This is a genomic window from Erwinia sp. (assembly GCF_049696395.1).
GTDB lineage: Bacteria > Pseudomonadota > Gammaproteobacteria > Enterobacterales > Enterobacteriaceae > Erwinia.
Map to the genome: position 1 here is coordinate 1 of NZ_JBAVTT010000110.1, position 24,648 is coordinate 24,648.

The following is a 24,648-nucleotide window of genomic DNA, read 5'->3' on the forward strand; positions in this document are numbered from 1 at the left end:
AAAGACAAACTCTCTTCTCCTGTTCGCCTGGCGAAAGACTATCTTGACGGTCTGGACATTGCCGAAGGTGAGCTGGTCGTGCTGGAAAACGTTCGCTTTAACAAAGGCGAAAAGAAAGACGACGAAGTCCTCTCAAAAAAATATGCTGCCCTGTGCGACATCTACGTGATGGATGCTTTCGGGACTGCGCACCGCGCTCAGGCTTCCACCCACGGCGTGGGCAAATTTGCGCCAATCGCCTGCGCTGGTCCACTGCTGGCCAACGAACTGGAAGCACTGGGTAAAGCACTGAAATCACCAGCACGCCCAATGGTGGCTGTCGTCGGTGGTTCTAAAGTGTCGACCAAATTTGACGTGCTGAACTCGCTGGTAAAAATCGCGGACACCGTGATTGTTGGCGGCGGCATTGCTAATACCTTCGTGGCGATTGATAACAACGTCGGTAAGTCTCTGTATGAGCCTGATTTTGTTGAAGCAGCGAAAAAACTGCGTGACGAATTTAAAATCCCGGTGCCTACCGACTCCCGCGTAGGCACAGAATTCTCTGAAACTGCACCGTCCACCGTGAAGAAAGTCTCTGATGTGAAAGATGATGAAGAGATCATGGACTTCGGCGATGAAACCGCACTGGCAATGGCTAAGATCCTGAAAGAAGCCAAAACTATCCTGTGGAACGGTCCGGTTGGCGTGTTCGAATTCCCGAACTTCCGTAAAGGAACTGAAATCGTGGCTAAGGCCATTGCAGACAGCGACGCATTTTCTATCGCTGGTGGCGGTGATACGCTGGCGGCCATCGACCTGTTCGGTATCGAAGATAAGATCTCTTATATCTCTACCGGCGGCGGCGCTTTCCTGGAGTTCGTGGAAGGCAAAACACTGCCAGCAGTAGCCATGCTTGAAGAGCGTGCGAAACAGTAACCACTGGGGCGGGAAAGTGTTTTCCCGCCAGAATGATTTCCCCGTCTGACGGGTTCCGAATCTCTTAATACGACCGACGAAACAGGACAAAAAACATGTCTAAAATTTTTGATTTCGTAAAACCAGGCGTTGTCACCGGCGACGACGTGCAGAAGATCTTCAAAGTAGCGAAAGAGAACAAATTCGCTCTGCCAGCCGTTAACTGCGTAGGCACCGACTCCATCAACGCCGTACTGGAAACCGCCGCTAAAGTAAAAGCGCCGGTCATCATTCAGTTCTCTAACGGTGGCGCAGCCTTCATCGCTGGTAAAGGTCTGAAATCAGACAAGCCACAGGCTGCAGCAATCCTGGGCGCAATCTCTGGCGCACACCACGTGCATCAGATGGCCGAATTCTACGGCGTGCCGGTTATCCTGCACACTGACCACTGCGCGAAAAAACTGCTGCCGTGGATCGACGGTCTGCTGGACGCTGGTGAAGCTCACTTCGAGAAAACCGGCAAGCCACTGTTCTCTTCTCACATGATCGACCTGTCAGAAGAGTCACTGGAAGAAAACATCGAGATCTGTAGCAAGTATCTGACTCGTATGGCCAAAATCAACATGACGTTGGAAATCGAACTGGGTTGCACCGGTGGCGAAGAAGACGGCGTGGACAACAGCCATATGGACGCTTCTGCGCTGTACACTCAGCCAGAAGACGTGGATTACGCTTACGAAAAACTGAATGCTATCAGCCCGCGTTTCACCATCGCTGCTTCCTTCGGTAACGTGCACGGCGTGTACAAGCCTGGTAACGTTAAGCTGACTCCGACCATCCTGCGTGATTCTCAGGACTACGTGAGCAAGAAACACAACCTGCCACACAACTCGCTGGATTTCGTTTTCCACGGCGGTTCAGGTTCTTCTGCAGCAGAAATCGAAGAGTCAATCAGCTACGGCGTGATCAAGATGAACATCGATACCGACACCCAATGGGCAACCTGGGACGGTATTCTGCAGTACTACAAAAAGAACGAAGGTTATCTGCAGGCCCAGCTGGGCAACCCGGAAGGCGCAGACAAGCCGAACAAAAAATACTACGATCCTCGTGTCTGGCTGCGTGCATCCCAGTCTTCAATGATCGTTCGTCTGGAGCAGGCATTTAAAGAACTGAACGCAGTCGACGTTCTGTAATTTGCCCGCTGTAAACGGCAGTAATAAGAAGGTCCCTGAAAAGGGGCCTTTTTTTTTTGGGGCTCGCCAGTAACACATTGTTAATTTCTCTGCTTATTTGGCAGAGCTCGGCATTATTGGTTACCCTTTGGGTTTGGGATGTCAGTTTGTCTGGCAAAAACGGCTTATTTCCCGTTTGGGATCAACAACAGGAAAAAATGAAATGGAAGATTTGAACGTGGTACATGGCATCAACAACGCAGGAGGTTGGCTGGTGCGCAACCAGGAACTGCTGTTGGGTTATGCCGTGAATATCGTGGCAGCGATAGCGATTATCATCGTCGGGATGATCGTAGCGCGCATTATCTCCAACACCCTGAATAAAGTGCTGCTGGCTCGCCATATCGATGCCACCGTAGCAGACTTCCTCTCCGCGCTGGTACGCTACGGTGTCATCGCCTTCACGCTGATAGCCGCACTTGGCCGGGTCGGCGTGCAGACAGCGTCTGTGATTGCCGTTCTCGGTGCCGCAGGCTTAGCCATCGGTCTGGCACTGCAAGGTTCGCTGGCTAACCTGGCTGCGGGTGTGCTGCTGGTGACCTTCCGTCCGTTCCGTACCGGTGAATTCATCGATATTGGTGTGATGGGAACAGTGCAGAACGTGCAGATTTTCTCCACCACGCTGAAAACCGCAGATGGCAAAATTGTCGTGGTGCCAAACGGTAAAATCATCGCCGGGAACATTGTTAACTTCTCGCGTGAGCCGGTGCGCCGTAATGAATTTATCATTGGCGTGGCTTACGACGCTGATGTCGACCAGGTGATTAAATTGCTGCAGGAAGTGGTAGATGCGGAGCCTCGCGTGTTGCGCGATATGGGTATCCAGATTGGCCTGAACGAGCTGGCTGCGTCTTCGGTGAACTTTGTCGTGCGCTGCTGGAGTAACGCCGGTGATCTGCAGAACGTCTACTGGGATCTGATGAAGAACTTTAAACGTACGCTGGATGCGCATCAGATTGGTATTCCTTATCCACAGATGGATGTGCACCTGCATCAGGTGAAATCGGCTGAAGATAAGCAGGCAGAGCAAAAGACCGCCACACCTGAGGTGGCGCCGTCTTTACCTAAGCCAGAATAATCAGTAAGTTAAAGGCGAACTTCGGTTCGCCTTTATTGCCTCACAGTTATTAGAGAAACTGATATAACATTAGTTTATTCCATTTCCTCTAATGACTGTTCCGCTATACACTCGCCTGCAATTATTCAGGACGAGGTGATCACCGTGGTAGCAATCTTCTTTCAGGGCATGGCGCTGGGCGCTGCATTAATCCTGCCTTTGGGGCCGCAAAACGCGTTAGTCTTAAACCAGGGCGTTCGACGTCAGTATCATCTGATGACTGCCGGATTGTGCACGCTGAGCGATATCGTTCTGATTTGCGCCGGGGTGTTTGGCGGAAGCGCTTTGCTAACCCAGTCGCCATTACTGTTAAGCCTGGTCACCTGGGGCGGCGTGATTTTCCTGCTGTGGTACGGTTGGGGTGCCTTACGTACCGCGTTTAGTGGCAACATCGATCTCTCTTCCTCAGAAGCGATGAAGCAGGGCCGCTGGCGGATCATTGCCACCATGATGGCGGTCACCTGGCTCAATCCACATGTGTATATCGATACCTTTGTAGTGCTCGGCAGTCTGGGCGGGCAGTTGCCAGCGGAGGCCCGCAGTTGGTTTGCGCTGGGATCGGTCACGGCTTCAATCCTCTGGTTCTTTGGTCTGGCTTCACTTGCCGCCTGGCTTTCACCGGTGCTGAACACCGCGAAAGCCCAGCGCATCATTAATGCGCTGGTCGGCGTGATGATGTGGGGCATCGCGTTAAAACTGGCGCTGCAGGCGTTGGGTTTGCAGTAAACTCGCTGAGGGCATGATTTCAGTCAAAAGGAACTCACTCCAGGAATTAAGGTCATAGCCTGATACCCGAAAACGCAATAACATGTGCCAGCTTGTTGCGTTTTAACGGAACATTTCTCTGGCGGTGAGGCTATTTCCACCGTCAGTAAACCCTGATGTGACTGAAAGACCCCCACGGAGGAACCCAGTGAAGCTTACTAAATTGGCCCTGGCCGCAATGATTGGATTTGGAACCGTGCCCGCTTTGGCTCTGGCAGATGAACTGCCGAATGGCCCCCATGTTGTGACATCTGGCCAGTCCAGTGTTGAAGCCACGCCAGATATCGCCACGCTGGCGATTGAAGTCAGCATTTCGGCTAAAGATGCTGGCGAAGCCAAGAAACAGGCTGACACTCGCGTAGCGCAGTACTTCGATTTCCTGCAGAAAAACGGCATTGAGAAGAAAGATATTGACGCCGCTAACCTGCGTACGCAGCCAGAGTATGACTACACCAAAGAAGGTAAGTCGGTGCTGAAAGGTTACCGTGCTGTGCGTCAGGTACAGGTCACGCTGCGCCAGTTAGACAAGCTGAACGAGTTGCTGGACGGTGCGCTGAAGTCCGGTCTGAACGAAATTCGTTCCGTGGAGCTGGGCGTAGCCCATCCGGACGAATACCGTAACAAGGCTCGTCAGGCGGCGATTCAGGATGCTACGCAACAGGCCGGTGAGCTGGCAAAAGGCTTTAATACTAAGCTGGGTCCGGTTTACAGCATTCGTTATCACGTAGCCAACTACCAGCCAATGCCGGTAGCGCGCATGTATAAAATGGCTGATGCTGCACCGATGACTTCCGCGGCGGCAACCTATGAAAAACAGAGCATTCACTTCGACGATCAGGTTGATGTGGTGTTTGAGTTGCAGCGTAACCAGTAAGCGTAAAAAGGGAGCTGTGGTCAGCAGCTCCCTTACTATGCCGAACTAAGGGCTCCCTGCAGGAGCCCTTTTTTATGCCTGTTCAGGTTGGCGCAACACGCGATGCCCGTGAGCAATCAACGCATCGGTGACCTTGCGCATCAGGCGGCTCTCTGGCGCAAAGCGGTGCCAGTAAAGCATCCGGCGCTGGAACAAGCCCGGCGTTAAGTCGATTAGCTCGCCTTCTGCCAGTTCACGCTCAATTTGCAGGTGCGGGATCATACAGCAGGTGGTTCCCTGACGCGCCAGTTGCACGAACGCTTCTGAAGAGTTAACGATATGGCAGGGAACGCTGCCCGGCGACAGGTCAAAGTTCTGCTGTAAAAACGCCTGATGCATATCATCAAGATGGTCAAACGCTACCGCTGGCGCTTTCAGCAGGGCAGAGCGGGTCACGCCATTTGGGAAATAGCGGGCCGCAAACTCTTTCGAGCCGACAAACAGATAGTCCAGCGCGCCAAGCTGATCAACAAGGCAGCTTGGTAATGGCTGAGGCTGAATACTCACCGCACCCACCACTTCACCGCGACGCAGGCGTTCCTGGGTGCGGCTCTCATCTTCTACCTGAAGGTTCAGACGTACCGGAGAGTCCGTTAATACGGTTTTCAGCGCTGGCAGCAGCCAGGTTGCCAGACTGTCGGCGTTTATCGCCAGCGACAGCAGCAATGGCGTGGTGCCGCTGTTCTCATCGCCCAGCCACTCCTCTTCCAGCAGTTCAACCTGGTGCAGTAACGCCAGCAGCTTTTGCCCTTGTTCTGTTGGGCGCGGCGGCACGGTGCGAACCAGCAGGGGCTGGCCGAACATATTCTCCAACTGTTTGATTCGTTGTGAGACTGCCGACTGAGTAATGCAAAGCTTTTGCGCTGCGCGTTCAAAACCGCGCTCACGAATCACTGCATCCAGCGCCTGAAGCGTTCGATAATCCGGGCGTTTCATAGTGGGTGTTAACTCTCTTTCAGGTGTGGAAACTGCACTATGCCATATTTTTGTCACTTTGCCCTGGGCAAAGGCGACAATATCCCGCTTCAGGTTTGTGGGCTATCTTCCAAAGTGCCAACAAAGCCCGCCTGAAGGCAGTCATTTCTGTCGGGTTGTTTTATACTAGCGCCACACTGTAGCTGTACGGAATCTAAACTTACCATGACACAGGATGAACTGAAAAAAGCCGTAGGTTGGGCTGCGCTGGACTATGTTACCCCAGGCACCGTTGTCGGTGTGGGGACAGGGTCAACGGCGGCTCACTTTATCGATGCATTGGGCTCGATTAAACACCAGATTGACGGTGCGGTTTCCAGCTCTGAGGCTTCCACAGCGAAACTGAAAAGCCTGGGCATTCAGGTATTCGACCTCAACGAGATTGACTCTTTGTCGGTCTACGTGGATGGCGCTGATGAGATCAATGGCATGATGCAGATGATCAAAGGCGGTGGCGCAGCGCTGACGCGTGAGAAAATCATCTCTGCCGTGGCGGATAAGTTTGTCTGTATTGCCGATGAGTCTAAACAGGTTGATGTGCTGGGGCGTTTCCCGCTGCCGGTAGAAGTGATCCCGATGGCTCGCAGCTATGTCGCGCGTGAACTGGTTAAGCTGGGCGGCCTGCCCGAATACCGTCAGCAGGTAGTTACCGATAACGGCAACATTATTCTCGACGTGCATAATCTGAAAATTATGGATGCGATTGCGCTGGAAAAGGCGATCAATGCGCTGCCTGGCGTGGTGACGGTGGGGCTGTTTGCACAACGCTGTGCTGACGTTGCGCTGATCGGCACCGCAAACGGTGTGAAGACCATAGTAAAATGATCTTACCGGCGCCTCCCCGGCGTCGGGTATTTTCTGATAAAAAACCTCTTTTCTGAACATGGTGAAATTTGGTGACTTATGTCACATAACTTTCATGCTCAGGCTTATCCTGCTAATCCTCATCGCCATTCCATGATTATCTGCCAAATTGTGCTGCCTTGCCTGGTAGCCGTGCTGGCCTCCAGGCAATCGTTTGTATTGCCGCAGCCGTAAATTTTGATATTTTGGCAGAAGGCTATCTTATACCCGGATGTAGATAGGGGTAAGCTGGCACTTCTGAAGTCGCAAAAATAGGGTCGGGAAATGGCAAAAGTATCACTGGAGAAAGACAAGATTAAGTTCCTGTTGGTGGAAGGCGTCCACCAGAGCGCGGTCGAGAACCTGCGCGCATCAGGGTACACCAACATCGAATTTCATAAAGGCGCGCTGGACAGCGAAGCTCTGAAAGAGTCCATCCGCGACGCGCACTTTATCGGTATCCGTTCGCGGACTAACCTCACCGAAGACATTTTCGCTGCGGCGGAAAAACTGGTGGCGGTAGGTTGCTTCTGTATCGGAACCAACCAGGTTGATCTGACGGCTGCTGGCAGCCGTGGGATCCCGGTATTTAATGCACCTTTCTCCAATACCCGATCCGTAGCTGAGCTGGTTATCGGCGAGCTGCTGCTCATGCTGCGTGGCGTACCTGCAGCCAATGCCAAAGCGCACCGTGGCATCTGGAACAAACTGGCGGTGGGCTCTTTTGAAGCCCGCGGTAAAAAGCTGGGCATCGTCGGTTACGGCCATATCGGCATGCAGCTGGGTGTGCTCGCAGAAAGCCTGGGCATGCACGTGTTCTTCTACGATATCGAAAGCAAGCTGCCGTTGGGTAACGCCACTCAGGTTCGTCATCTGTCTGACCTGCTGAACATGAGCGATGTCGTTAGCCTGCATGTGCCAGAAACGCTCTCTACGCAGAACATGATGGGTGCGGAAGAGCTGGCAATGATGAAGCCGGGCTCACTGCTGATTAACGCCTCTCGTGGCACCGTAGTGGATATTCCGGCACTGTGCAAAGTACTGGCCGACAAACATCTGGCCGGCGCAGCAATTGACGTGTTCCCGGAAGAGCCTGCGACCAACAGCGATCCTTTCCTCTCTCCACTGTGCGAGTTTGATAACGTGATCCTGACGCCACACATCGGCGGTTCAACTCAGGAAGCGCAGGAAAATATCGGTATCGAAGTGGCTGGTAAACTGGCTAAGTACTCTGATAACGGTTCAACGCTGTCTGCGGTTAACTTCCCGGAAGTGTCTCTGCCTATGCATGGCGACCAGAGTCGTTTGTTGCACATTCACGAGAACCGTCCTGGCGTGCTGACCGCAATCAACAACATCTTTGCAGACCAGGGTGTTAACATCGCCGCTCAGTACCTGCAAACGACCCCACAGATGGGTTATGTGGTCATTGATGTCGATGCACCGCAGGATGTCGCTGATAAAGCGCTGCAGCTGATGAAAGCCATCCCAGGCACCATCCGTGCTCGTCTGCTTTACTGATTAATCTGACGAGTTAGCGCTCGTCGTAGTCAGCCGTCATCATAAAAAAAGCCCCGACAGGAAAACCTGCCGGGGCTTTTTGTTTCTGTTGATCGGTCTTACCACTGCCAGATTTTAGACGGGGTGATCATCGCCGGCAGCGGCACATCCCATTCGGCAACCGGCAGGTCATCAACCAGCTGGCAATCATGCCCCAGACCAACGGGTAAAAAACCGTGTTCTTGCCAGTTTTGCAGCGTGCGATCGTAAAAGCCGCCGCCCATTCCCAGCCGTTGTCCCTGTTTATCAAAGGCCACTAACGGTACCAACAGCACATCAAGCTCGCTCAGCGTCACCAGGTTGCGGATATCCAGCGGCGGTTCAGGAATACCCAGTTTATTGGGCGTCAGAGCCGTGCTCTCATTGTAGCGAATAAACAGCAGCTGACCCGCAGAGAAGGGATGCAGAACCGGCAGAAAGACCTGCTGTTTGTGCTGCCAGAGTTTGGCAATCAGCGGACGGGTATTCAGCTCACCGTCGACGGAGAGAAACAGGGCGATTTTTTGGGCTTGCTGCACGGGAGCGAAATTCAGCGCTCGCTCGGCGGCTTGAACGGCGGCCAGCTGTTGCTGCTCGGGGGTTAAAGCCCGACGGAGGTGGCGAACATGGGTGCGGATTGCCTGGCGATCGAGAAGATTCAGGTTCATAACTCACCATGTTGAAAGACTGGATAAGGGGTAAACACAGAAATCACACGCTGGGTGTAAGACAGGATCGTACCAGAAAGGAACTGCTGAAAAGAAGTGGAATCTCCGAGATGCCGCCGCAGGCTGTAACCCTTGAACCCTTGGTTCAAGGTGAGACTGCCGTCGTAACCATCAGGCTTCTCGGACGGACCGAGCATGCACACAGGTTACAGAGCGTCAGACTCTGATGGTATTAAATATCGGCTCAGGGGACTGGCCCGCTTGCAAACATCTCAGAGAAATTTTGTACTTCACCGTCACTCTACCACAGATAACGATGACGTGTTATTCGAACTTACTGCCGCTCCGGTCCGTAATCCGACCCTGTTCAAGCAAAGCCTGTTCAATGGTCTGTTGCAGCATCCGGATGCGCTGCTCCATGTTACTGGCATAGTCACGGGTTTTCAATTTCTCCGCAGCCAGCTCATGGCAGATATTAAGTGCAGCGATAAATACCAGCTGCTCTGTGTTAGTGACTCTAGTGCGAACTTTTAAATCTTGCAACCGTTGATTAAGGTCTTCGGCAGCCATGTTCAGCGCATCTTGCTGTTCAGGCGGACAATTTACTCTTAACGAACGGCCAAAAATTTGAATATCTACGGGTTGAGCAGACATGCCACCATCCTGACTGATTACTTCGCCGCCAATCTCCCTTACCGCTCAATGGGTTGGGAGGGGCGCAACTATAACTACGCCTTATAGAAGAAACAACCCCTTTTCTGGAATCGTTGAGGCACCTGGTGGTAGCATAACACGAACTTATCCAGCCAACGATGGCCAAAACGTATGTCACTATCAAACACAATGCCGGGCTATGACGCGCTGGCTTCAGCACTGACGCAGCAGGGCGTAGGGATGACCCCTGCGGAAATGCACGGTTTACTCAGCGGGATGATCTGTGGTGGCACGCAGGACAGCAGCTGGCAAACGCTGGTTCATGAGCTGACCAACGAAGGCATGGCGTTTTCTCAGTCGCTGGCTTTGCCTTTGCAGCAACTGCATGAAGCCATTGGCAATACGCTGGAGGAAGAGGGATTCCTGTTCCAGCTTTACCTGCCGGAAGACGACGACATCACCGTGTTTGATCGCGCTGATGCCCTTGCCGGTTGGGTGAACCATTTCCTGCTTGGGCTGGGCGTTTCCCAGCCTAAACTGGACAAAGTGAAGGGCGAGACCGGCGAGGCTATCGACGATCTGCGCACCATCGCCCAGCTTGGCTATGATGAAGACGAAGATCAGGAAGAGCTTGAGCAGTCACTGGAAGAGGTGATCGAGTACGTGCGCGTAGCCGCGTTGCTCTGCCACGATACGTTCACCCATGTGCTGCCAACCGCTGTGGAAGTTCAAAAACCGACCCTGCACTAAGCGGGCGCACAATCAGGAGAAGTTGATGACCCAGCAAGAGTTTTTACGTCGTCGTGCCGCGTTGCTCAGCAAAATGGCGCCGGCCAGCGCAGCGGTGATTTTCGCTGCCCCGGAAGCCACGCGCAGCAACGACAGTGAATATCCTTATCGGCAGAACAGCGATTTCTGGTATTTCACCGGGTTCAACGAGCCCGAAGCGGTGCTGGTGCTCATCAAAAGCGACGAGAGCCACAGTCACAGCGTGCTGTTTAACCGCGTCCGTGACCTGACTGCAGAAATCTGGTTTGGACGCCGTCTGGGGCAGGATGCTGCGCCAGAGAAGCTCGCTGTCGATCGTGCGCTGCCCTTTGACCACATCGGCGAACAGCTGCCGCTGCTGCTGAACGGGCTGGACGTGGTCTATCACGCTCAGGGGCTTTATCAGGAAGCGGATACCCTGTTATTTGCTGCGCTGGACAAGCTGCGTCGTGGCTCCCGTCAAAATCTCACTGCGCCGTCGTCCATTACTGACTGGCGGCCGATTGTGCATGAAATGCGTCTGTTTAAATCTGCTGAAGAGCAAGCCGTCCTGCGTGAAGCGGGCCGCATCAGCGCGCTGGCGCATACCCGTGCGATGCAGAAATGCCGTCCGGGGATGTTTGAATACCAGCTTGAAGGTGAGATCCAGCACGAATTCACTCAGCACGGTGCACGTTTCCCGTCCTACAACACCATTGTTGGCTCGGGCGAGAATGGCTGCATCCTGCATTACACCGAAAACGAGTGCCAGATGCGCGATGGCGAGCTGGTGCTGATCGACGCGGGATGTGAATTTAAAGGTTATGCGGGCGACATCACGCGCACCTTCCCGGTAAACGGGAAATTCACCGCTCCACAGCGCGCAATTTACGACATTGTGCTGGCGTCATTAAACACTTCACTCCAGCTGTTCCGTCCAGGCACCAGCATCCGTGAGGTGAATGCGGAAGTGGTGCGCATCATGGTGACCGGGCTGGTGAAGCTTGGCGTGATGAAGGGCGAAGTCGAGACGCTGATTGAAGAGCAGGCGCATCGCCAGTTCTTTATGCACGGGCTGAGCCACTGGTTAGGGCTGGACGTGCATGACGTAGGTTTTTACGGCAACGATCGCGATCGTATTCTTGAGCCGGGCATGGTGATCACCATCGAACCGGGTCTGTATATTGCGCCTGATGCGGACGTGCCGTACGAATATCGTGGCATCGGTATCCGCGTTGAAGACGACATCATTATCACCGCTGAGGGCAACGAAAATCTGACGGCGACGGTAGTGAAAGATCCGGACGAGATCGAAGCATTGATGGCGGCAGCGAAAGCCTGATGAGTATCATAATTGCAGGAGGAGGAATGGCTGGGGCGACGCTGGCGCTGGCGATTTCTCATCTGACTCAGGGCAAGGTGCCGGTGACGCTGGTGGAAGCCACGGAGCCCGCCAGCCGTTCCCATCCGGGTTTCGATGGCCGCGCGATTGCGCTGGCCGCAGGAACCTGTCAGCAGCTGGCCGCGATCAATCTCTGGCCTTATTTGCAAGAGTGCGCCACTGCAATCACCCATGTGCATGTGAGCGACCGCGGCCATGCCAGTTTTGTCTCGCTGGATGCCGCCGACCATGGCGTTTCTGCCCTGGGGCAAGTTGTTGAGCTGCACGATATTGGCCAGCGGCTGTTTACCTTGCTTAAGAAGGCGCCAGGCGTGAAGCTGTGTTGTCCGGCCAAAGTGACGGACGTGGTGCGCAATCAGCAAGATGTGCAGGTGACGTTGAGCAATGGCGACACGCTGACAGCGCAGCTACTGGTGGCAGCCGATGGTTCCCGCTCTTCTGTCGCAGCCTCTTGCGGCGTGCAGTGGCAGACTCAGGATTATCAGCAGGTTGCGGTTATTGCCAATGTGGCGACCCAGCAGCCGCATCTGGGTCGGGCTTACGAACGCTTTACTGAACACGGACCGCTGGCTTTGTTGCCCATGTCCGCAGGCAGAAGCTCGCTGGTGTGGTGTCATCCACTGGCAGACAAAGCCCGCGTCGATGGCTGGGACGATCGGCAGTTTATTGCCGAGTTGCAGCAGGCTTTTGGCTGGCGTTTAGGGCGGATCACTCAGGTTGGGCAGCGTCACAGTTATCCGCTCCAGTTACAGGCGTCATCTCAGCATGCTGCGCACCGTTTAGCGCTGGTCGGTAACGCCGCGCAGACGCTGCATCCCATTGCCGGGCAGGGATTTAATTTAGGGCTGCGTGACGTGATGTCGCTGGCTGAAACGGTGGCTGCCAGCTGGCGTGCGGGTGAAGATGTGGGCAGCTATGCCACGCTCACGCGTTATCAGCAGCGCCGCCAGCCAGATGCCGCGGCCACCATTGGCATTACCGACACGCTGGTCAGGTTGTTTGCTAACCGCTATACACCGCTGGTGGCAGGAAGGAGTCTTGGCCTGATGGCGATGGACTCACTGCCGCTGGTGCGTAATTTGCTCGCCGAGCGCACGTTAGGCTGGGTTGAGCGTTAAGGAGAAAGCAGTAATGCAAACCTATGATGTTATCGTCGCAGGCGGCGGTATGGTTGGACTGGCGGTAGCTTGTGGCCTGCAGGGCAGCGGGATGAAAATCGCGGTGCTTGAGCGTGAACCAGCGGCAGAACCTTCTGTGGCTGAGCAGCCCGCGCTGCGCGTGTCTGCCATCAACGCGGCCAGCGAGCGTTTGCTCCAGCATCTTGATGTCTGGACCTCGATTCTTGCGTCACGCGCCAGTGCTTATCACGGTATGGAAGTCTGGGATCGCGACAGCTTTGGTCATATTGCCTTTGACGATGGTCAGCAAGGGCTGGCGCATCTGGGGCACATCATCGAGAACCCGATTATTCACCAGGCGCTGTGGAAGAAAGCCAGCGAGCTGAGCGATATCACGCTGATCGCTCCTGCAGAACTTCAGCAGGTCGCTTTTGGGGATAACGAAGCTTTCGTGACCCTGAAAGATGGCAGCATGATGAGCGCTCGCCTGCTGGTGGCGGCCGATGGTGCCAACTCCTGGCTGCGCAATAAAGCGGATATTCCGCTGGCCTTCTGGGATTACGATCATCATGCGTTGGTGGCCAATATCCGCACTGAGCAGCCGCATGAAGCCGTTGCCCGTCAGGTCTTCCACGGCGACGGTATTCTGGCCTTCCTGCCGCTGAGCGATCCGAACCTGTGCTCGATTGTCTGGTCTGTTTCCCCGCAGGAAGCGACACGTTTGCAGTCGATGCCAGAAGATCTGTTCAATCAGCAACTCTCTGTGGCGTTTGATCTGCGCCTGGGGCTGTGCAAGGTTGAGAGTGACCGCAAAACCTTCCCGCTGATGGGCCGCTACGCGCGAAACTTCGCTGCGCACCGCCTGGCACTGGTTGGCGATGCGGCGCACACCATCCATCCTCTGGCTGGGCAGGGCGTCAATCTGGGCTTTATGGATGCCGCGGAGCTGATTGGTGAAGTGAAGCGCCTGCACCAGCAGGGCAAAGACATCGGACAGCATCTCTATCTGCGTCGCTACGAGCGGAGCCGCAAACACAGCGCGGCGATGATGCTGGCAGGAATGCAGGGCTTCCGTGAGCTGTTCAACGGCAACAACCCGGCGAAAAAACTGCTGCGGGATATTGGTCTGAGCCTCGCCGATAACCTGCCTGGCGTGAAGCCGCGTCTGCTGAAGCAGGCAATGGGATTGAACGATCTGCCCGAGTGGCTGCGGTAATTTCCCCCCTTCGTTCAGGGTGAATCCTGGTTTGCCCTGAACGTTTTCCTTCCTCTGTTTGTCCTCTGCTTTTCTTCCCCACCTGCTAATCTTTACTTCATGCTTTTTGTCGCCAACGCGCCTTTGCTTTGCGGGTGCAGAGGCTGCCCCATTTTGGCCCATCGTTTGAAAAATTCTAATTTTACTGCTCTCTTCGCATTACTTTTAATAATGCATAATTTACTGACCTGAGGTTATTTTTTACCTGTTTAGCCTGAATACCCTATTTTTAAACTGACTATTCGGCTGTTTATTGCCATTTATGTGCGGTTTAGCGCGGTATTCTGGTGAAAAATGCTGGAAACTCTGTTGCCGATCCGGCCTGCACTTAAAAGATTCACCCCCGTTTAACTTATGGTTAAAGGCCGCATTCAGTGGTAAGTTCAGAGCCAGGGTATCGTTTGCGTCCGGTCACCAAAGGCTGTGACCAGGCGCATGACAACTTGTAAAGCACAGGAATGATATGACTCAGCAGACCCCCTTATTCGAACAGCACCAGGCTTGCGGTGCACGCATGGTGGACTTCCATGGCTGGATGATGCCGCTGCATTACGGCTCCCAGATGGACGAGCACCACGCGGTCCGTACTGATGCCGGCATGTTTGATGTATCGCACATGACCATTGTCGATCTCAAAGGTGCCCGCACCCGAGAATTCCTGCGCTATCTGCTCGCCAACGACGTTGCCAAATTGACCGTGCCTGGCAAAGCGCTTTATACCGGCATGCTTAACGCGTCGGCTGGCGTAATTGACGATCTGATTGTTTACTTTATGACCGAGGACTTTTTCCGCCTGGTGGTTAACTCTGCCACCCGCGAGAAGGATCTGGCATGGATTGGCGAACATGCTGCGCCTTTCAACGTTGAGCTGACGCTGCGTGATGACCTGTCGCTGATTGCCGTGCAAGGCCCGCAGGCTCAGGAAAAGGCCCAGACGCTGTTTGATGAAGCTCAGCGTCAGGCTGTAGCCGGAATGAAGCCGTTCTTCGGCGTGCAGGCTGGTGACTTGTTTATCGCCACCACCGGGTACACCGGCGAAGCTGGCTACGAAATCGCGCTGCCCAACGAGCAGGCTGCGGCGTTCTGGCAGAAACTGGTCGCGGCAGGCGTTAAGCCAGCCGGTCTGGGCGCGCGTGACACGCTGCGTCTGGAAGCCGGGATGAATCTTTATGGTCAGGAGATGGACGAGGGTGTCTCTCCGCTGGCAGCCAATATGGGCTGGACGGTGGCATGGCAACCTGAAGACCGTCACTTTATAGGCCGTGAAGCGCTGGAATCACAGCGTGAAAAAGGCACCGAGCAGCTGGTTGGTCTGATCATGACGGAGAAAGGCGTGCTGCGTAATGAACTGCCGGTACGCTTTACCGACAGCGAAGGCAATCTGCGTGAAGGTGTGATCACCAGCGGATCCTTCTCCCCAACTTTAGGGTGCAGTATCGCCCTGGCACGCGTTCCGGCTGGCATTGGCGAGCAGGCTATCGTGCAAATTCGTAACCGGGAAATGCCGGTTAACGTCACTAAACCGATTTTTGTACGCGCCGGTAAGCCGGTCGTCTGATAACAACAACTTCTCAGGAGAGCGCTATGAGCAATGTGCCAAATGAACTGAAATACCGTGACAGCCACGAGTGGGTGCGTAAAGAAGCCGACGGAACTTACACCGTAGGGATCACCGAGCACGCGCAGGAACTGCTGGGCGATATGGTGTTTGTAGATCTGCCTGATGTGGGGAACACCTACAGCCAGGGCGACGACTGCGCTGTAGCCGAATCCGTAAAAGCAGCTTCAGATATTTACGCGCCAATCAGCGGCGAGATCATCGACGTGAACAGCGCGCTGGACGGCGAGCCGGAACTGGTAAACAGCGCCCCTTACGCCGAAGGTTGGCTGTTCAAAATCAAAGCCAGCGATGAATCTGAACTGGATTCACTGCTGGATGCCGATGCTTACAAAGGCAGCATCGACGAATAAATTATTGCCCTGCGGGATGACCTCACTCGTCCCGCTTCTGCTTACCATGCCCGATTCAGGATTTACCGCTAATGACTCAGACTCTCAGCCAGCTTGAACACACCGGCGCGTTTATCGAACGCCACATTGGACCTTCGCAGGAGCAGCAAGCTGCGATGCTCAATGCCACCGGTGCCAGCTCACTCCATGACCTGATCGCTTCGATCGTGCCAGCAGACATCCAACTGCCGAGCCCGCCAGCGGTTGGCGATGCCCTGACTGAACATCAGGCTCTTGCGGAGCTGAAGGCGATTGCCAGTCAGAATCTGCGTTACAAATCCTATATCGGCATGGGTTACACCCCGGTTCTTACGCCGCCGGTTATCTTGCGCAACATGCTGGAAAACCCAGGCTGGTACACCGCTTATACCCCTTATCAGCCGGAAGTGTCCCAGGGGCGTCTTGAAGCGCTGCTGAACTTCCAGCAACTGACGCTGGATCTGACCGGGCTGGATATTGCTTCCGCCTCGTTGCTGGATGAAGCGACCGCAGCAGCCGAAGCGATGGCGATGACGAAGCGTGTCAGCAAGCTGAAAAACGCTAACCGCTTCTTTGTGGCCGACGATATTCATCCGCAAACCCTTGATGTGGTTCGCACTCGTGCTGCTACCTTCGGCTTTGAAGTGCTGGTCGATAAAGCTGAGAAGGTTCTTGATCATCAGGACGTGTTCGGTGTGCTGTTGCAGCAGATCGGCACCACCGGTGAAGCGCATGACTACACCGATCTGATTGCTGAACTGAAAAGTCGCAAAGTGATCGTCAGCGTCGCGGCTGATTTTATGACGCTGGTGCTGTTGCAGGCTCCGGGTAACATTGGCGCGGACATCGTCTTTGGCTCCGCACAGCGCTTCGGCGTGCCAATGGGCTACGGCGGTCCACACGCGGCCTTCTTCGCCGCCCGTGATGAACACAAACGTTCCATGCCTGGCCGTATCATCGGCGTATCGCGCGATGCCGCAGGCAACACCGCGTTACGTATGGCGATGCAGACTCGCGAACAGCATATCCGCCGTGAGAAGGCTAACTCCAACATCTGTACTTCACAGGTGTTGCTGGCCAACATCGCCAGCCTGTATGCCGTTTTCCACGGTCCTGCAGGGCTGAAGCGTATTGCTTCCCGCATTCACCGTCTGACCGACATTCTTGCCGCTGGTCTGCAAAAAGGTGGCCTGACGCTGCGTCACCAGAACTGGTTTGATACGCTGACTGTTGAAGTCAGTGATAAAGCAGCCGTGCTGGATCGGGCTTTAAGCTTCGGCGTTAACCTGCGTACCGACATCCTCAATGCAGTGGGCATTACGCTGGATGAAACCACGCTGCGGGAAGATGTGGTAGCGCTGTTCTCGATTCTGCTGGGCGAAAACCACGGTCTGGATATCGATGCACTTGACGCTTCGGTTTCAGCAGAAAGCACCTCTGTTCCTGCTGCGCTGCTGCGTAAAGACCCGATCCTTACCCATCCGGTGTTCAACCGTCATCACAGCGAAACGGAGATGATGCGTTACATGCACAGCCTGGAGCGTAAAGATCTGGCGTTGAATCAGGCGATGATCCCGCTGGGTTCCTGCACCATGAAATTGAACGCTGCGGCTGAGATGATCCCAATCACCTGGCCTGAGTTCTCTGAACTGCACCCCTTCTGCCCGGCAGACCAGGCTACGGGTTACCTGCAGATGATTGGCCAGCTTTCCCAGTGGCTGGTGCAGTTAACCGGTTATGACGCCCTGTGCATGCAGCCAAACTCTGGCGCACAAGGTGAATACGCGGGCCTGCTGGCGATCCGCCACTACCATGAAAGCCGTAACGAAGGCGGCCGTAATATCTGCCTGATCCCAAGCTCTGCGCACGGCACTAACCCGGCGTCTGCTCAGATGGCTGGCATGTCCGTAGTGGTGGTGGCTTGTGATAAACAGGGCAACATCGATCTGCACGATCTGCGTGTGAAGGCCGAGCAGACAGGCGATGCGCTCTCCTGCATCATGGTGACCTATCCTTCGACTCACGGCGTTTATGAAGAGACGATCCGTGAAGTCTGCCAGATTGTGCACCAGTTCGGCGGCCAGGTTTACCTGGATGGCGCAAACATGAATGCGCAGGTTGGGATCACCACGCCGGGCTACATTGGTGCGGATGTTTCTCACCTTAACCTGCACAAAACCTTCTGTATTCCACACGGCGGCGGCGGCCCAGGCATGGGACCGATCGGCGTGAAAGCGCACCTGGCTCCGTTTGTGCCGGGTCACAGCGTGGTTCAGATTGAGGGTGTATTAACCCAAAATGGCGCGGTTTCAGCCGCTCCGTTTGGTAGCGCCTCGATCCTGCCCATCAGCTGGATGTATATCCGTATGATGGGCGCAGAAGGGCTGAAGCAGGCCAGTTCTGTGGCTATCCTCAATGCCAACTACATCGCCACACGTTTGCAGTCTGCTTATCCGATCCTCTACACCGGACGTGATGGCCGCGTAGCGCACGAATGTATTCTGGATATCCGTCCGCTGAAAGAGCAGACCGGCATCAGCGAGCTGGATATCGCCAAGCGTCTGATCGACTACGGTTTCCATGCGCCAACCATGTCCTTCCCGGTAGCGGGTACGCTGATGGTGGAACCCACCGAATCTGAAAGCAAAATTGAGCTGGACCGCTTTATTGATGCGATGCTGGCAATCCGCATGGAAATCGATCGTGTTGCCGCCGGTGAATGGCCTGCCGATGACAACCCGCTGGTGAATGCTCCGCATACGCAGAGGGAAATTGTGGGCGACTGGGCGCACCCGTACACGCGTGAGCTGGCGGTCTTCCCGGCAGGCAGCGACAACAAATACTGGCCAACCGTGAAGCGTCTTGATGACGTGTACGGCGACCGTAATTTGTTCTGTTCGTGCGTGCCGATGAGCGAATACGAGTAGCAGCAGGCCGTAAATTGACTACAGTAGAAAGGGCACATGAAGTGCCCTTTTTTTATGGGAGTTTGGCGATGAAATTAGCATTAGTCACCGGCGGTGGCCGCGGGATCGGACGGGCAACGAGCTTATTGCTGGCTCAGAAGGGCTATCAGGTGGGGGTGAATTACCACCAGAATGCGGCGGCTGCCGAAGAGGTTGTGGCGTTAATCCAACAGCAAGGCGGACAGGCTTTTGCAATTCAGGCTGATATCGCTGACGAGCAGCAAGTGGTGGCCATGTTTGAGCAGATCGACCTTCAGCCAGGCAGGCTGGCGGCATTGGTCAATAATGCCGGGATCCTTTTCCAGCAGGCAACGGTTGAACAACTTACGGCTGAGCGAATCAATCGGGTCTTTGCGACCAATGTCACAGGCTGCTTTATCTGTTGTCGCGAAGCGGTAAAGCGGATGGGGCATCATCATGGCGGGCAGGGCGGAGCTATTGTGAACGTCTCTTCCGGCGCTGCGCGTTCAGGGTCTCCGGGGGAATATGTTGATTATGCCGCGTCGAAAGGCGCAATGGATACGCTGACCAAAGGATTGTCACTGGAGGTGGCGGCGCAGGGAATTCGGGTCAATGGCGTCCGGCCTGGCGTTATTTATACCGAAATGCACGCTGATGGCGGCGAGCCGGGGCGAGTCGATCGTGTTGGGCCTACGCTGCCGATGCAGCGTGGAGGGCAGCCGGAAGAGGTTGCCAACGCGATCTTATGGCTGTTAAGCGACGAAGCGTCCTTTGTTACCGGCAGCTATATTGATGCCACGGGTGGCCGTTAAGCATCGATAAAAAAATCCCCCGATGACGGTCGTCGTCGGAGGATTTCAACGTTTAGCCGAGGTCTTCGCCCTGGCTGGCAATCACCTGCTGATACCAGCCGAAGCTCTTCTTCTTCGAGCGTTTCAACGTGCCGCTGCCGTCGTCATTCTTATCGACATGAATAAAGCCATAGCGTTTGCTGTATTGCCCGGTAGTGAAAGACACGCAGTCGATGCAGCCCCACGGCGTATAACCCATCAGCTCTACGCCATCGTAAAACACCGCCAGTTTCATCTGCTGAATGTGCGCTTTCAGATAGGCGATGCGGTAATCATCATTGATCTGCCCATCGGCTTCTGGCTTGTCGAGGGCACCAAAGCCGTTCTCAACAATAAACAGCGGTTTCTGATACCGCTCGTACAGCGCGGCCAGCGTGTAGCGGAGGCCAACAGGGTCGATTTGCCAGCCCCAGTCAGAAGCCTTCACATGCGGATTCGGTACGCTGCCTTCAAAGCCTGAAACGGCGCTGCCTGTTCCTTCTGCATTAGCCTGCACGGCGTTGCTCATGTAATAACTCAAGCCGATGTAATCCGCACAGCCGTCACGCAGCACTTGTTCATCTTCATTCTGCATCTCAATGTGATATCCCTTACGCGCCCACTCATTGAGGATGTAGGAAGGGTAATAGCCGCGCATATGCACATCACTAAACAGATAGCGCTCGCGCATCGCTTCCTGCGCCAGCATCACGTCATCCGGATGGCAGGAGAACGGATAGAGCGGCACCATGGCGATCATGCAGCCAATCTGCAGGTCAGGATTAATTTTGTGCCCCAGGCTGACCACTTTGGCGCTGGCCACAAACTGATGATGCAGCACCTGATACATTGCCAGCTCAGGCTGCGGGTGATCGGTAAACACCACGCCTGAGCAGCAGTAACCAAACAGCGGGTACTTCCAGTTGCGCTGGTTGTTGATCTCGTTAAAGGTCATCCAGTACTTCACTTTGTTTTTATAGCGCTCCAGCACCACTTCGCTGAAGCGAACAAAGAAATCCACCACTTTGCGGTTCAGCCAGCCGCCGTACTCTTTCACCAGGTGATAGGGCATCTCAAAGTGGGAGAGGGTGATCACCGGTTCGATATTGTGCTTCAGCAGTTCATCAAACAGGTCGTCATAGAATTGCAGTCCGGCTTCGTTAGGCTGCTGTTCGTCGCCATTGGGGAAGATACGGGTCCAGGCAATCGAGGTTCTGAAACATTTGAACCCCATCTCAGCGAACAGGGCGATATCTTCTTTATAGCGTGAGTAAAACTCCACGGCCTGATGATTTGGGTAGCTGTAGCCTTCCTGCACGCCATCCGTCATGACCCGGTCCACGCCATGCGCGCCGCCGGAAAGGACATCAGCAATACTGACGCCTTTGCCGCCTTGATCCCAACCGCCCTCAACCTGATGCGCGGCAACCGCGCCTCCCCACAGAAAATCTGCTGGTAACTGCTGATGTTTGCTCATCAATCCCGTCCTTTTGGTAAATGTAAACTGTCGGGCAGCCACAGCCGCCCGGTGAATCAGGCCTTCGCAGGCTTCAGTGGCGTTGTATCTGAAGTGACTGGCTGCTCGTTAAATCCCGCGAACCAGGTGAATATCACGCCCAGCGCAAAGGCGATGCCGATCGACATCAAAAAGCCGATAAACTGCGGCATATGGCCTTCTTTAAAGAACACGGGCAACACGGCGATGCCCGGCAGGCAATAGCTCCAGGACACGGCATTAAAGAAGCCGGCCACGGAACCGCCAATCGCGCCAGCAAGGCAGCCGCAAATCATCGGACGTTTCAGCCTGAGCGCCACGCCATACAGGGCAGGTTCGGTAATGCCAAATAGCGCAGTAAGTCCGGCAGAAAGAGAGACTCGCTTCATCTCCCTGTCTTTGGTCTTCAGCCAGACGCCGAAGGTGGCTCCGGCCATGGCGAACACCGCAGAAGCCTGAAGGCCAGTAAAGGTGTCATAGCCCAGCGTGGCATAGTTGCCGACTGTCACTGGGGTAATTCCCCAATGCACACCAAGTGTGACCAGTGGCATCCAGAGCGCACCGACGACAAAGCCAGCAATCACCGGGCTGAGCGAATAAAGGGTGTTATAAACGCCACCAATGGCGCCACCTATCGCATTGCCAATTGGGCCAAAGGCCAGCAGCGTCAACGGCACCATAATTGCGATGCAGAACATCGGCGTGAACAGATTGCGGATCACCAGCGGCAGGATGCGTTCAAAGAAGTGCTGGATATAGGACATGATCCACACCATCAGGATGATCGGAATCACCGAAGCGGTATAGCTCAGGTATTTCACCGGGATGCCGAAGAAATCCAGAGGCGCCGCATTGACCGGTACACCGGCCACCTCAGCCAGGATCTTCGCCATCTCAGGATTACTGATAGCCTCTTTCATCAGCTGTTGCAGGGCAGGATCGGCTGAATTGGCCAGCAGGATTTTATTGGCGGTGAGCATGTTCATGTAGTCAGGACTGACCAGCGCACAGGCTGCTATCACGGCAGTAAAAGGGTTGACGTTAAATTTTTTCGCAGCGGTGAACGCCACCATCACCGGTAAAAAGGTGAAACCGGTCCAGGACACAAAGTTGAGGATGCGATAGGCGCCGCTGGCCTGATCCAACCAGCCCAGCGCGGTGACCAGTGATAAGATCCCCTGCAACACGCCGCAGGCGGCAAGAGGATAGAGGAAAGGCGCAAAGATGCTGGAGATGATGTCCATCAGGCGGCTGACAATGCCAACGTTGGGGGCAGAAACGGGCGCGTTCTCATCTACATTGACCAGCTTCAGCACTTCCTGATAGGCGTCACCAACGTGATTACCAATCACCACCTGAAGCTGGCCGCCAGCTTCAATAACGGTAATAACCCCTTTAACGCGTTTTAATTGATCCTTATTAACCTTAGCGCTCTCTTTTAATATAAAACGGAGTCGGGTGGCGCAATGTGTGACATTGATCACATTGTCATTGCCACCAATCAATTCGATAATGTCGACTGCAGACTGAGCATAATTCAACGCCATGCCTTGTTCCTCGGTAGGGTACCTTTGCTCCTGAAGGGAGTCATTGGTTTATTATTATTACCGCGAGTTTAGCAAGGAAAGGAATATTGTCACGATATAACAAATCACCGCCGATGTGATTTGTCACAATAAAAAAACAGGGTGTTTTTTATGACAGTTTGCTGGCCAGCCTGCGGCCAATCGTTTCCAGAATATAGATCACCGGCACCTGAGTGGTAACATCATACTCGCCTGAAATCAGCAGCTGCGGCATATGGTAGGAAAGATTGAAGTCGGCCATCTTCGCCAGTGACGAATTGTCATTATTGGTGATTGAGATCACCTGGCACTGATGCAAACTAAACTGACTGGCCAGACGTAATATTTCCGGCGTCTCTCCGGAGACCGACAATATAATAGCGACGGCATCTTTATACATATCGCTATTTACCGGGTAGTAAGGGTCGTCGATATAATTACTGAACTTCCCTACATTGGAAAAGAAGCGTGCGCCGTATTTCCCCAGTGTTCCTGATGTTCCGGCACCGACAAAGATAATTCGCTCTGCACGCACCAGATGCTTCACCGCTTCATCAATTAAGCTTTCAAACTCTTCATTGTTGATGCTTTTAAAAAAGCTGACGATTTCACTGACGCCGGAATACCCTGGCTGCTGCTGTTCCTGCTCAAGATAGAGCTTAAATCGAATGCGAAACTCGGAATAGCCGTCGCAGTTCATTTTGCGGCAAAAGCGCAGCACCGTAGTGGTGGAAACCTGCGCAGCATCGGACAGCTCGCGAATCGTCATGTACATGACTTTGTCGCGATTCTTGATGGTGTAATTATACACCTGAAGTTCCAGGCTATTCAGGGTGGCGAGGTTATGGTGGGTAAACATTACAGTAACCAGCCTTGTTGCTGAGCACGATCCAGATGACGTTTCAGGTGTCCCCAAAGAACAGGCCACTCTTTAGCGATAACGGCATTACGGCTAACGACCTGTTCCAGACGAATGCCGTTCTCTTGCCAGCTTTGCCCCTGATTGTGCAGGTTCTGAATAATAGGTAACGCGCGGTCAAGCATATTGGCAAACCGCGAGTCTGCTGTTTCACCGGCTTCATACTCGTCCCACAGCGCGCGGAATTTATCACGCAGCGCAGGAGGCAAAAGGGCGAAGATGCGGTCAGCGGCGGCCACTTCCTGGGCATGAATCGCCTCGCGTGCGGCCAGGTCATAGACCAGCACATCACCGGCATCAATCTCCACCACATCATGCAGCAGCGCCATCTGAACCACGCGCTGAACGTCTATCTGCAAACCTGAATAGGGGGCAAGGCTCATCGCCGCTACGGCCAGATGCCAGCTATGTTCAGCCGAGTTTTCATAGCGATCCGTGGCAATCACTCGGGTACGTCTTTCAACGCTTTTCAACTTATCCAGTTCCATTAAAAAGTGAAAAACGTCTGTCATTTCACCGAAATCTACTGCAGATACGCTCTCTGACATGGCTGGCCTCGTCACTTCCCTGAAGAAAAAGTTGGCAACCAGTGTAAGGCAAAGCACCGTGCAGGTCTTTCCTAAAAATGGGTGTAACACCTCATCACAGATTATTTTGGGCTTACATGTGTACTCTGAAAATGTTCTCAGTTACTCTTGCGCTGCTCAATTTTCGGGCGCACTGGCCGATAACCCGGTTAAGAAAAGACGGTTAGAGCCCCGTTCAGTAAGAAATTCAGGCCCGTTTCGGGCAGGG

At 54.2% G+C, this 24,648-nt stretch carries 22 protein-coding genes and 1 other RNA gene; 15 read left to right on the top strand and 8 right to left on the bottom strand.

The genetic code is table 11. The features are described from left to right. From WCC56_RS14215 to WCC56_RS14235, 5 genes are all read left to right on the top strand, one after another. Nucleotides 1-918 (top strand): phosphoglycerate kinase (locus tag WCC56_RS14215; RefSeq protein ID WP_424693005.1); only part of this gene is annotated, 918 nt, incomplete at its 5' end. Between the two features lie 95 nt (nt 919-1,013). Continuing rightward, nucleotides 1,014-2,093: a class II fructose-bisphosphate aldolase gene (gene fbaA, locus WCC56_RS14220; RefSeq protein WP_424693006.1), complete on the top strand. Its 1,080-nt coding sequence runs from the start codon at nt 1,014-1,016 to the stop codon at nt 2,091-2,093. Nucleotides 2,094-2,295: 202 nt separating this feature from the next. Then, complete coding sequence (gene mscS, locus WCC56_RS14225; protein WP_424693007.1) at nt 2,296-3,210, top strand: small-conductance mechanosensitive channel MscS; 915 nt, start codon at nt 2,296-2,298, stop codon at nt 3,208-3,210. 144 nt (nt 3,211-3,354) lie between these two features. Further along, nucleotides 3,355-3,975: an arginine exporter ArgO gene (gene argO, locus WCC56_RS14230; protein ID WP_424693008.1), complete on the top strand. Its 621-nt coding sequence runs from the start codon at nt 3,355-3,357 to the stop codon at nt 3,973-3,975. A gap of 187 nt (nt 3,976-4,162) precedes the next feature. Next, the gene (locus WCC56_RS14235) at nt 4,163-4,888 is read left to right on the top strand and encodes an oxidative stress defense protein (RefSeq protein WP_424693009.1); all 726 of its coding nucleotides are present in this window, start codon (nt 4,163-4,165) and stop codon (nt 4,886-4,888) included. A 72-nt stretch (nt 4,889-4,960) separates the two neighbouring features. Here WCC56_RS14235 and WCC56_RS14240 read toward each other — a convergent pair whose 3' ends face one another. Continuing rightward, a complete protein-coding gene (locus WCC56_RS14240) occupies nt 4,961-5,863 on the bottom strand; it encodes a LysR family transcriptional regulator ArgP (protein ID WP_424693010.1) in 903 nt (300 codons plus the stop codon). A gap of 204 nt (nt 5,864-6,067) precedes the next feature. Between WCC56_RS14240 and rpiA the strand changes: the two genes are divergently transcribed. Together rpiA and serA are read left to right on the top strand one after the other, a co-directional pair. Then, nucleotides 6,068-6,727 carry a ribose-5-phosphate isomerase RpiA gene (gene rpiA / locus WCC56_RS14245; RefSeq protein ID WP_424693011.1) on the top strand — a complete coding sequence of 220 codons (660 nt, stop codon included), beginning with the start codon at nt 6,068-6,070 and terminating at the stop codon, nt 6,725-6,727. A 303-nt stretch (nt 6,728-7,030) separates the two neighbouring features. Then, nucleotides 7,031-8,266, top strand: a complete 1,236-nt coding sequence (gene serA / locus WCC56_RS14250) for a phosphoglycerate dehydrogenase (RefSeq protein ID WP_424693012.1) — start codon at nt 7,031-7,033, stop codon at nt 8,264-8,266. Nucleotides 8,267-8,364: 98 nt separating this feature from the next. Here serA and WCC56_RS14255 read toward each other — a convergent pair whose 3' ends face one another. The 3 genes from WCC56_RS14255 to zapA form a co-directional block, all read right to left on the bottom strand. Further along, the gene (locus tag WCC56_RS14255; RefSeq protein ID WP_424693013.1) at nt 8,365-8,952 is read right to left on the bottom strand and encodes a 5-formyltetrahydrofolate cyclo-ligase; all 588 of its coding nucleotides are present in this window, start codon (nt 8,950-8,952) and stop codon (nt 8,365-8,367) included. A gap of 98 nt (nt 8,953-9,050) precedes the next feature. Beyond that, nucleotides 9,051-9,234, bottom strand: a non-coding RNA gene (gene ssrS, locus WCC56_RS14260) — 6S RNA. A 42-nt stretch (nt 9,235-9,276) separates the two neighbouring features. Further along, nucleotides 9,277-9,606: a cell division protein ZapA gene (gene zapA, locus WCC56_RS14265; protein ID WP_424693014.1), complete on the bottom strand. Its 330-nt coding sequence runs from the start codon at nt 9,604-9,606 to the stop codon at nt 9,277-9,279. A 171-nt stretch (nt 9,607-9,777) separates the two neighbouring features. On the opposite strand from zapA, the gene WCC56_RS14270 reads away from it, so the two are divergent. The 8 genes from WCC56_RS14270 (at nt 9,778) to WCC56_RS14305 (ending at nt 19,856) form a co-directional block, all read left to right on the top strand. Further along, the gene (locus WCC56_RS14270; RefSeq protein ID WP_424693015.1) at nt 9,778-10,356 is read left to right on the top strand and encodes a YecA family protein; all 579 of its coding nucleotides are present in this window, start codon (nt 9,778-9,780) and stop codon (nt 10,354-10,356) included. A 25-nt stretch (nt 10,357-10,381) separates the two neighbouring features. Further along, nucleotides 10,382-11,695: a Xaa-Pro aminopeptidase gene (gene pepP, locus WCC56_RS14275; RefSeq protein WP_424693016.1), complete on the top strand. Its 1,314-nt coding sequence runs from the start codon at nt 10,382-10,384 to the stop codon at nt 11,693-11,695. Then, on the top strand, nt 11,695-12,873 hold the full coding sequence (gene ubiH / locus WCC56_RS14280; RefSeq protein ID WP_424693017.1) for a 2-octaprenyl-6-methoxyphenyl hydroxylase: 1,179 nt from the start codon (nt 11,695-11,697) through the stop codon (nt 12,871-12,873). Before pepP ends, ubiH begins: the two co-directional genes overlap by 1 nt. A 13-nt stretch (nt 12,874-12,886) precedes the next feature. Next, on the top strand, nt 12,887-14,089 hold the full coding sequence (gene ubiI, locus WCC56_RS14285; RefSeq protein WP_424693018.1) for an FAD-dependent 2-octaprenylphenol hydroxylase: 1,203 nt from the start codon (nt 12,887-12,889) through the stop codon (nt 14,087-14,089). A 502-nt stretch (nt 14,090-14,591) separates the two neighbouring features. After that, nucleotides 14,592-15,686, top strand: coding sequence for a glycine cleavage system aminomethyltransferase GcvT (gcvT, locus tag WCC56_RS14290; protein WP_424693019.1), 1,095 nt, complete (start codon nt 14,592-14,594; stop codon nt 15,684-15,686). 26 nt (nt 15,687-15,712) lie between these two features. Continuing rightward, nucleotides 15,713-16,099 (top strand): glycine cleavage system protein GcvH, encoded by a 387-nt coding sequence (gene gcvH, locus WCC56_RS14295; RefSeq protein ID WP_424693020.1) that lies wholly within the window; start codon nt 15,713-15,715, stop codon nt 16,097-16,099. Nucleotides 16,100-16,170: 71 nt separating this feature from the next. Continuing rightward, complete coding sequence (gcvP, locus tag WCC56_RS14300) at nt 16,171-19,044, top strand: aminomethyl-transferring glycine dehydrogenase (protein ID WP_424693021.1); 2,874 nt, start codon at nt 16,171-16,173, stop codon at nt 19,042-19,044. A 68-nt stretch (nt 19,045-19,112) separates the two neighbouring features. Next, a complete protein-coding gene (locus WCC56_RS14305) occupies nt 19,113-19,856 on the top strand; it encodes an SDR family oxidoreductase (protein WP_424693022.1) in 744 nt (247 codons plus the stop codon). A 52-nt stretch (nt 19,857-19,908) separates the two neighbouring features. On the opposite strand, the gene WCC56_RS14310 is transcribed toward WCC56_RS14305, so the two are convergent. The 4 genes from WCC56_RS14310 to WCC56_RS14325 form a co-directional block, all read right to left on the bottom strand. Continuing rightward, nucleotides 19,909-21,351: a 6-phospho-beta-glucosidase gene (locus WCC56_RS14310; protein WP_424693023.1), complete on the bottom strand. Its 1,443-nt coding sequence runs from the start codon at nt 21,349-21,351 to the stop codon at nt 19,909-19,911. A 56-nt stretch (nt 21,352-21,407) separates the two neighbouring features. Then, nucleotides 21,408-22,916, bottom strand: a complete 1,509-nt coding sequence (locus tag WCC56_RS14315) for a PTS transporter subunit EIIC (protein ID WP_424693024.1) — start codon at nt 22,914-22,916, stop codon at nt 21,408-21,410. 148 nt (nt 22,917-23,064) lie between these two features. Next, complete coding sequence (locus tag WCC56_RS14320; protein WP_424693025.1) at nt 23,065-23,793, bottom strand: MurR/RpiR family transcriptional regulator; 729 nt, start codon at nt 23,791-23,793, stop codon at nt 23,065-23,067. Beyond that, nucleotides 23,793-24,401 (bottom strand): HD domain-containing protein, encoded by a 609-nt coding sequence (locus tag WCC56_RS14325; protein WP_424693026.1) that lies wholly within the window; start codon nt 24,399-24,401, stop codon nt 23,793-23,795. The genes WCC56_RS14320 and WCC56_RS14325 overlap by 1 nt, the downstream gene beginning before the upstream one ends. Nucleotides 24,402-24,648: the final 247 nt, after the last annotated feature.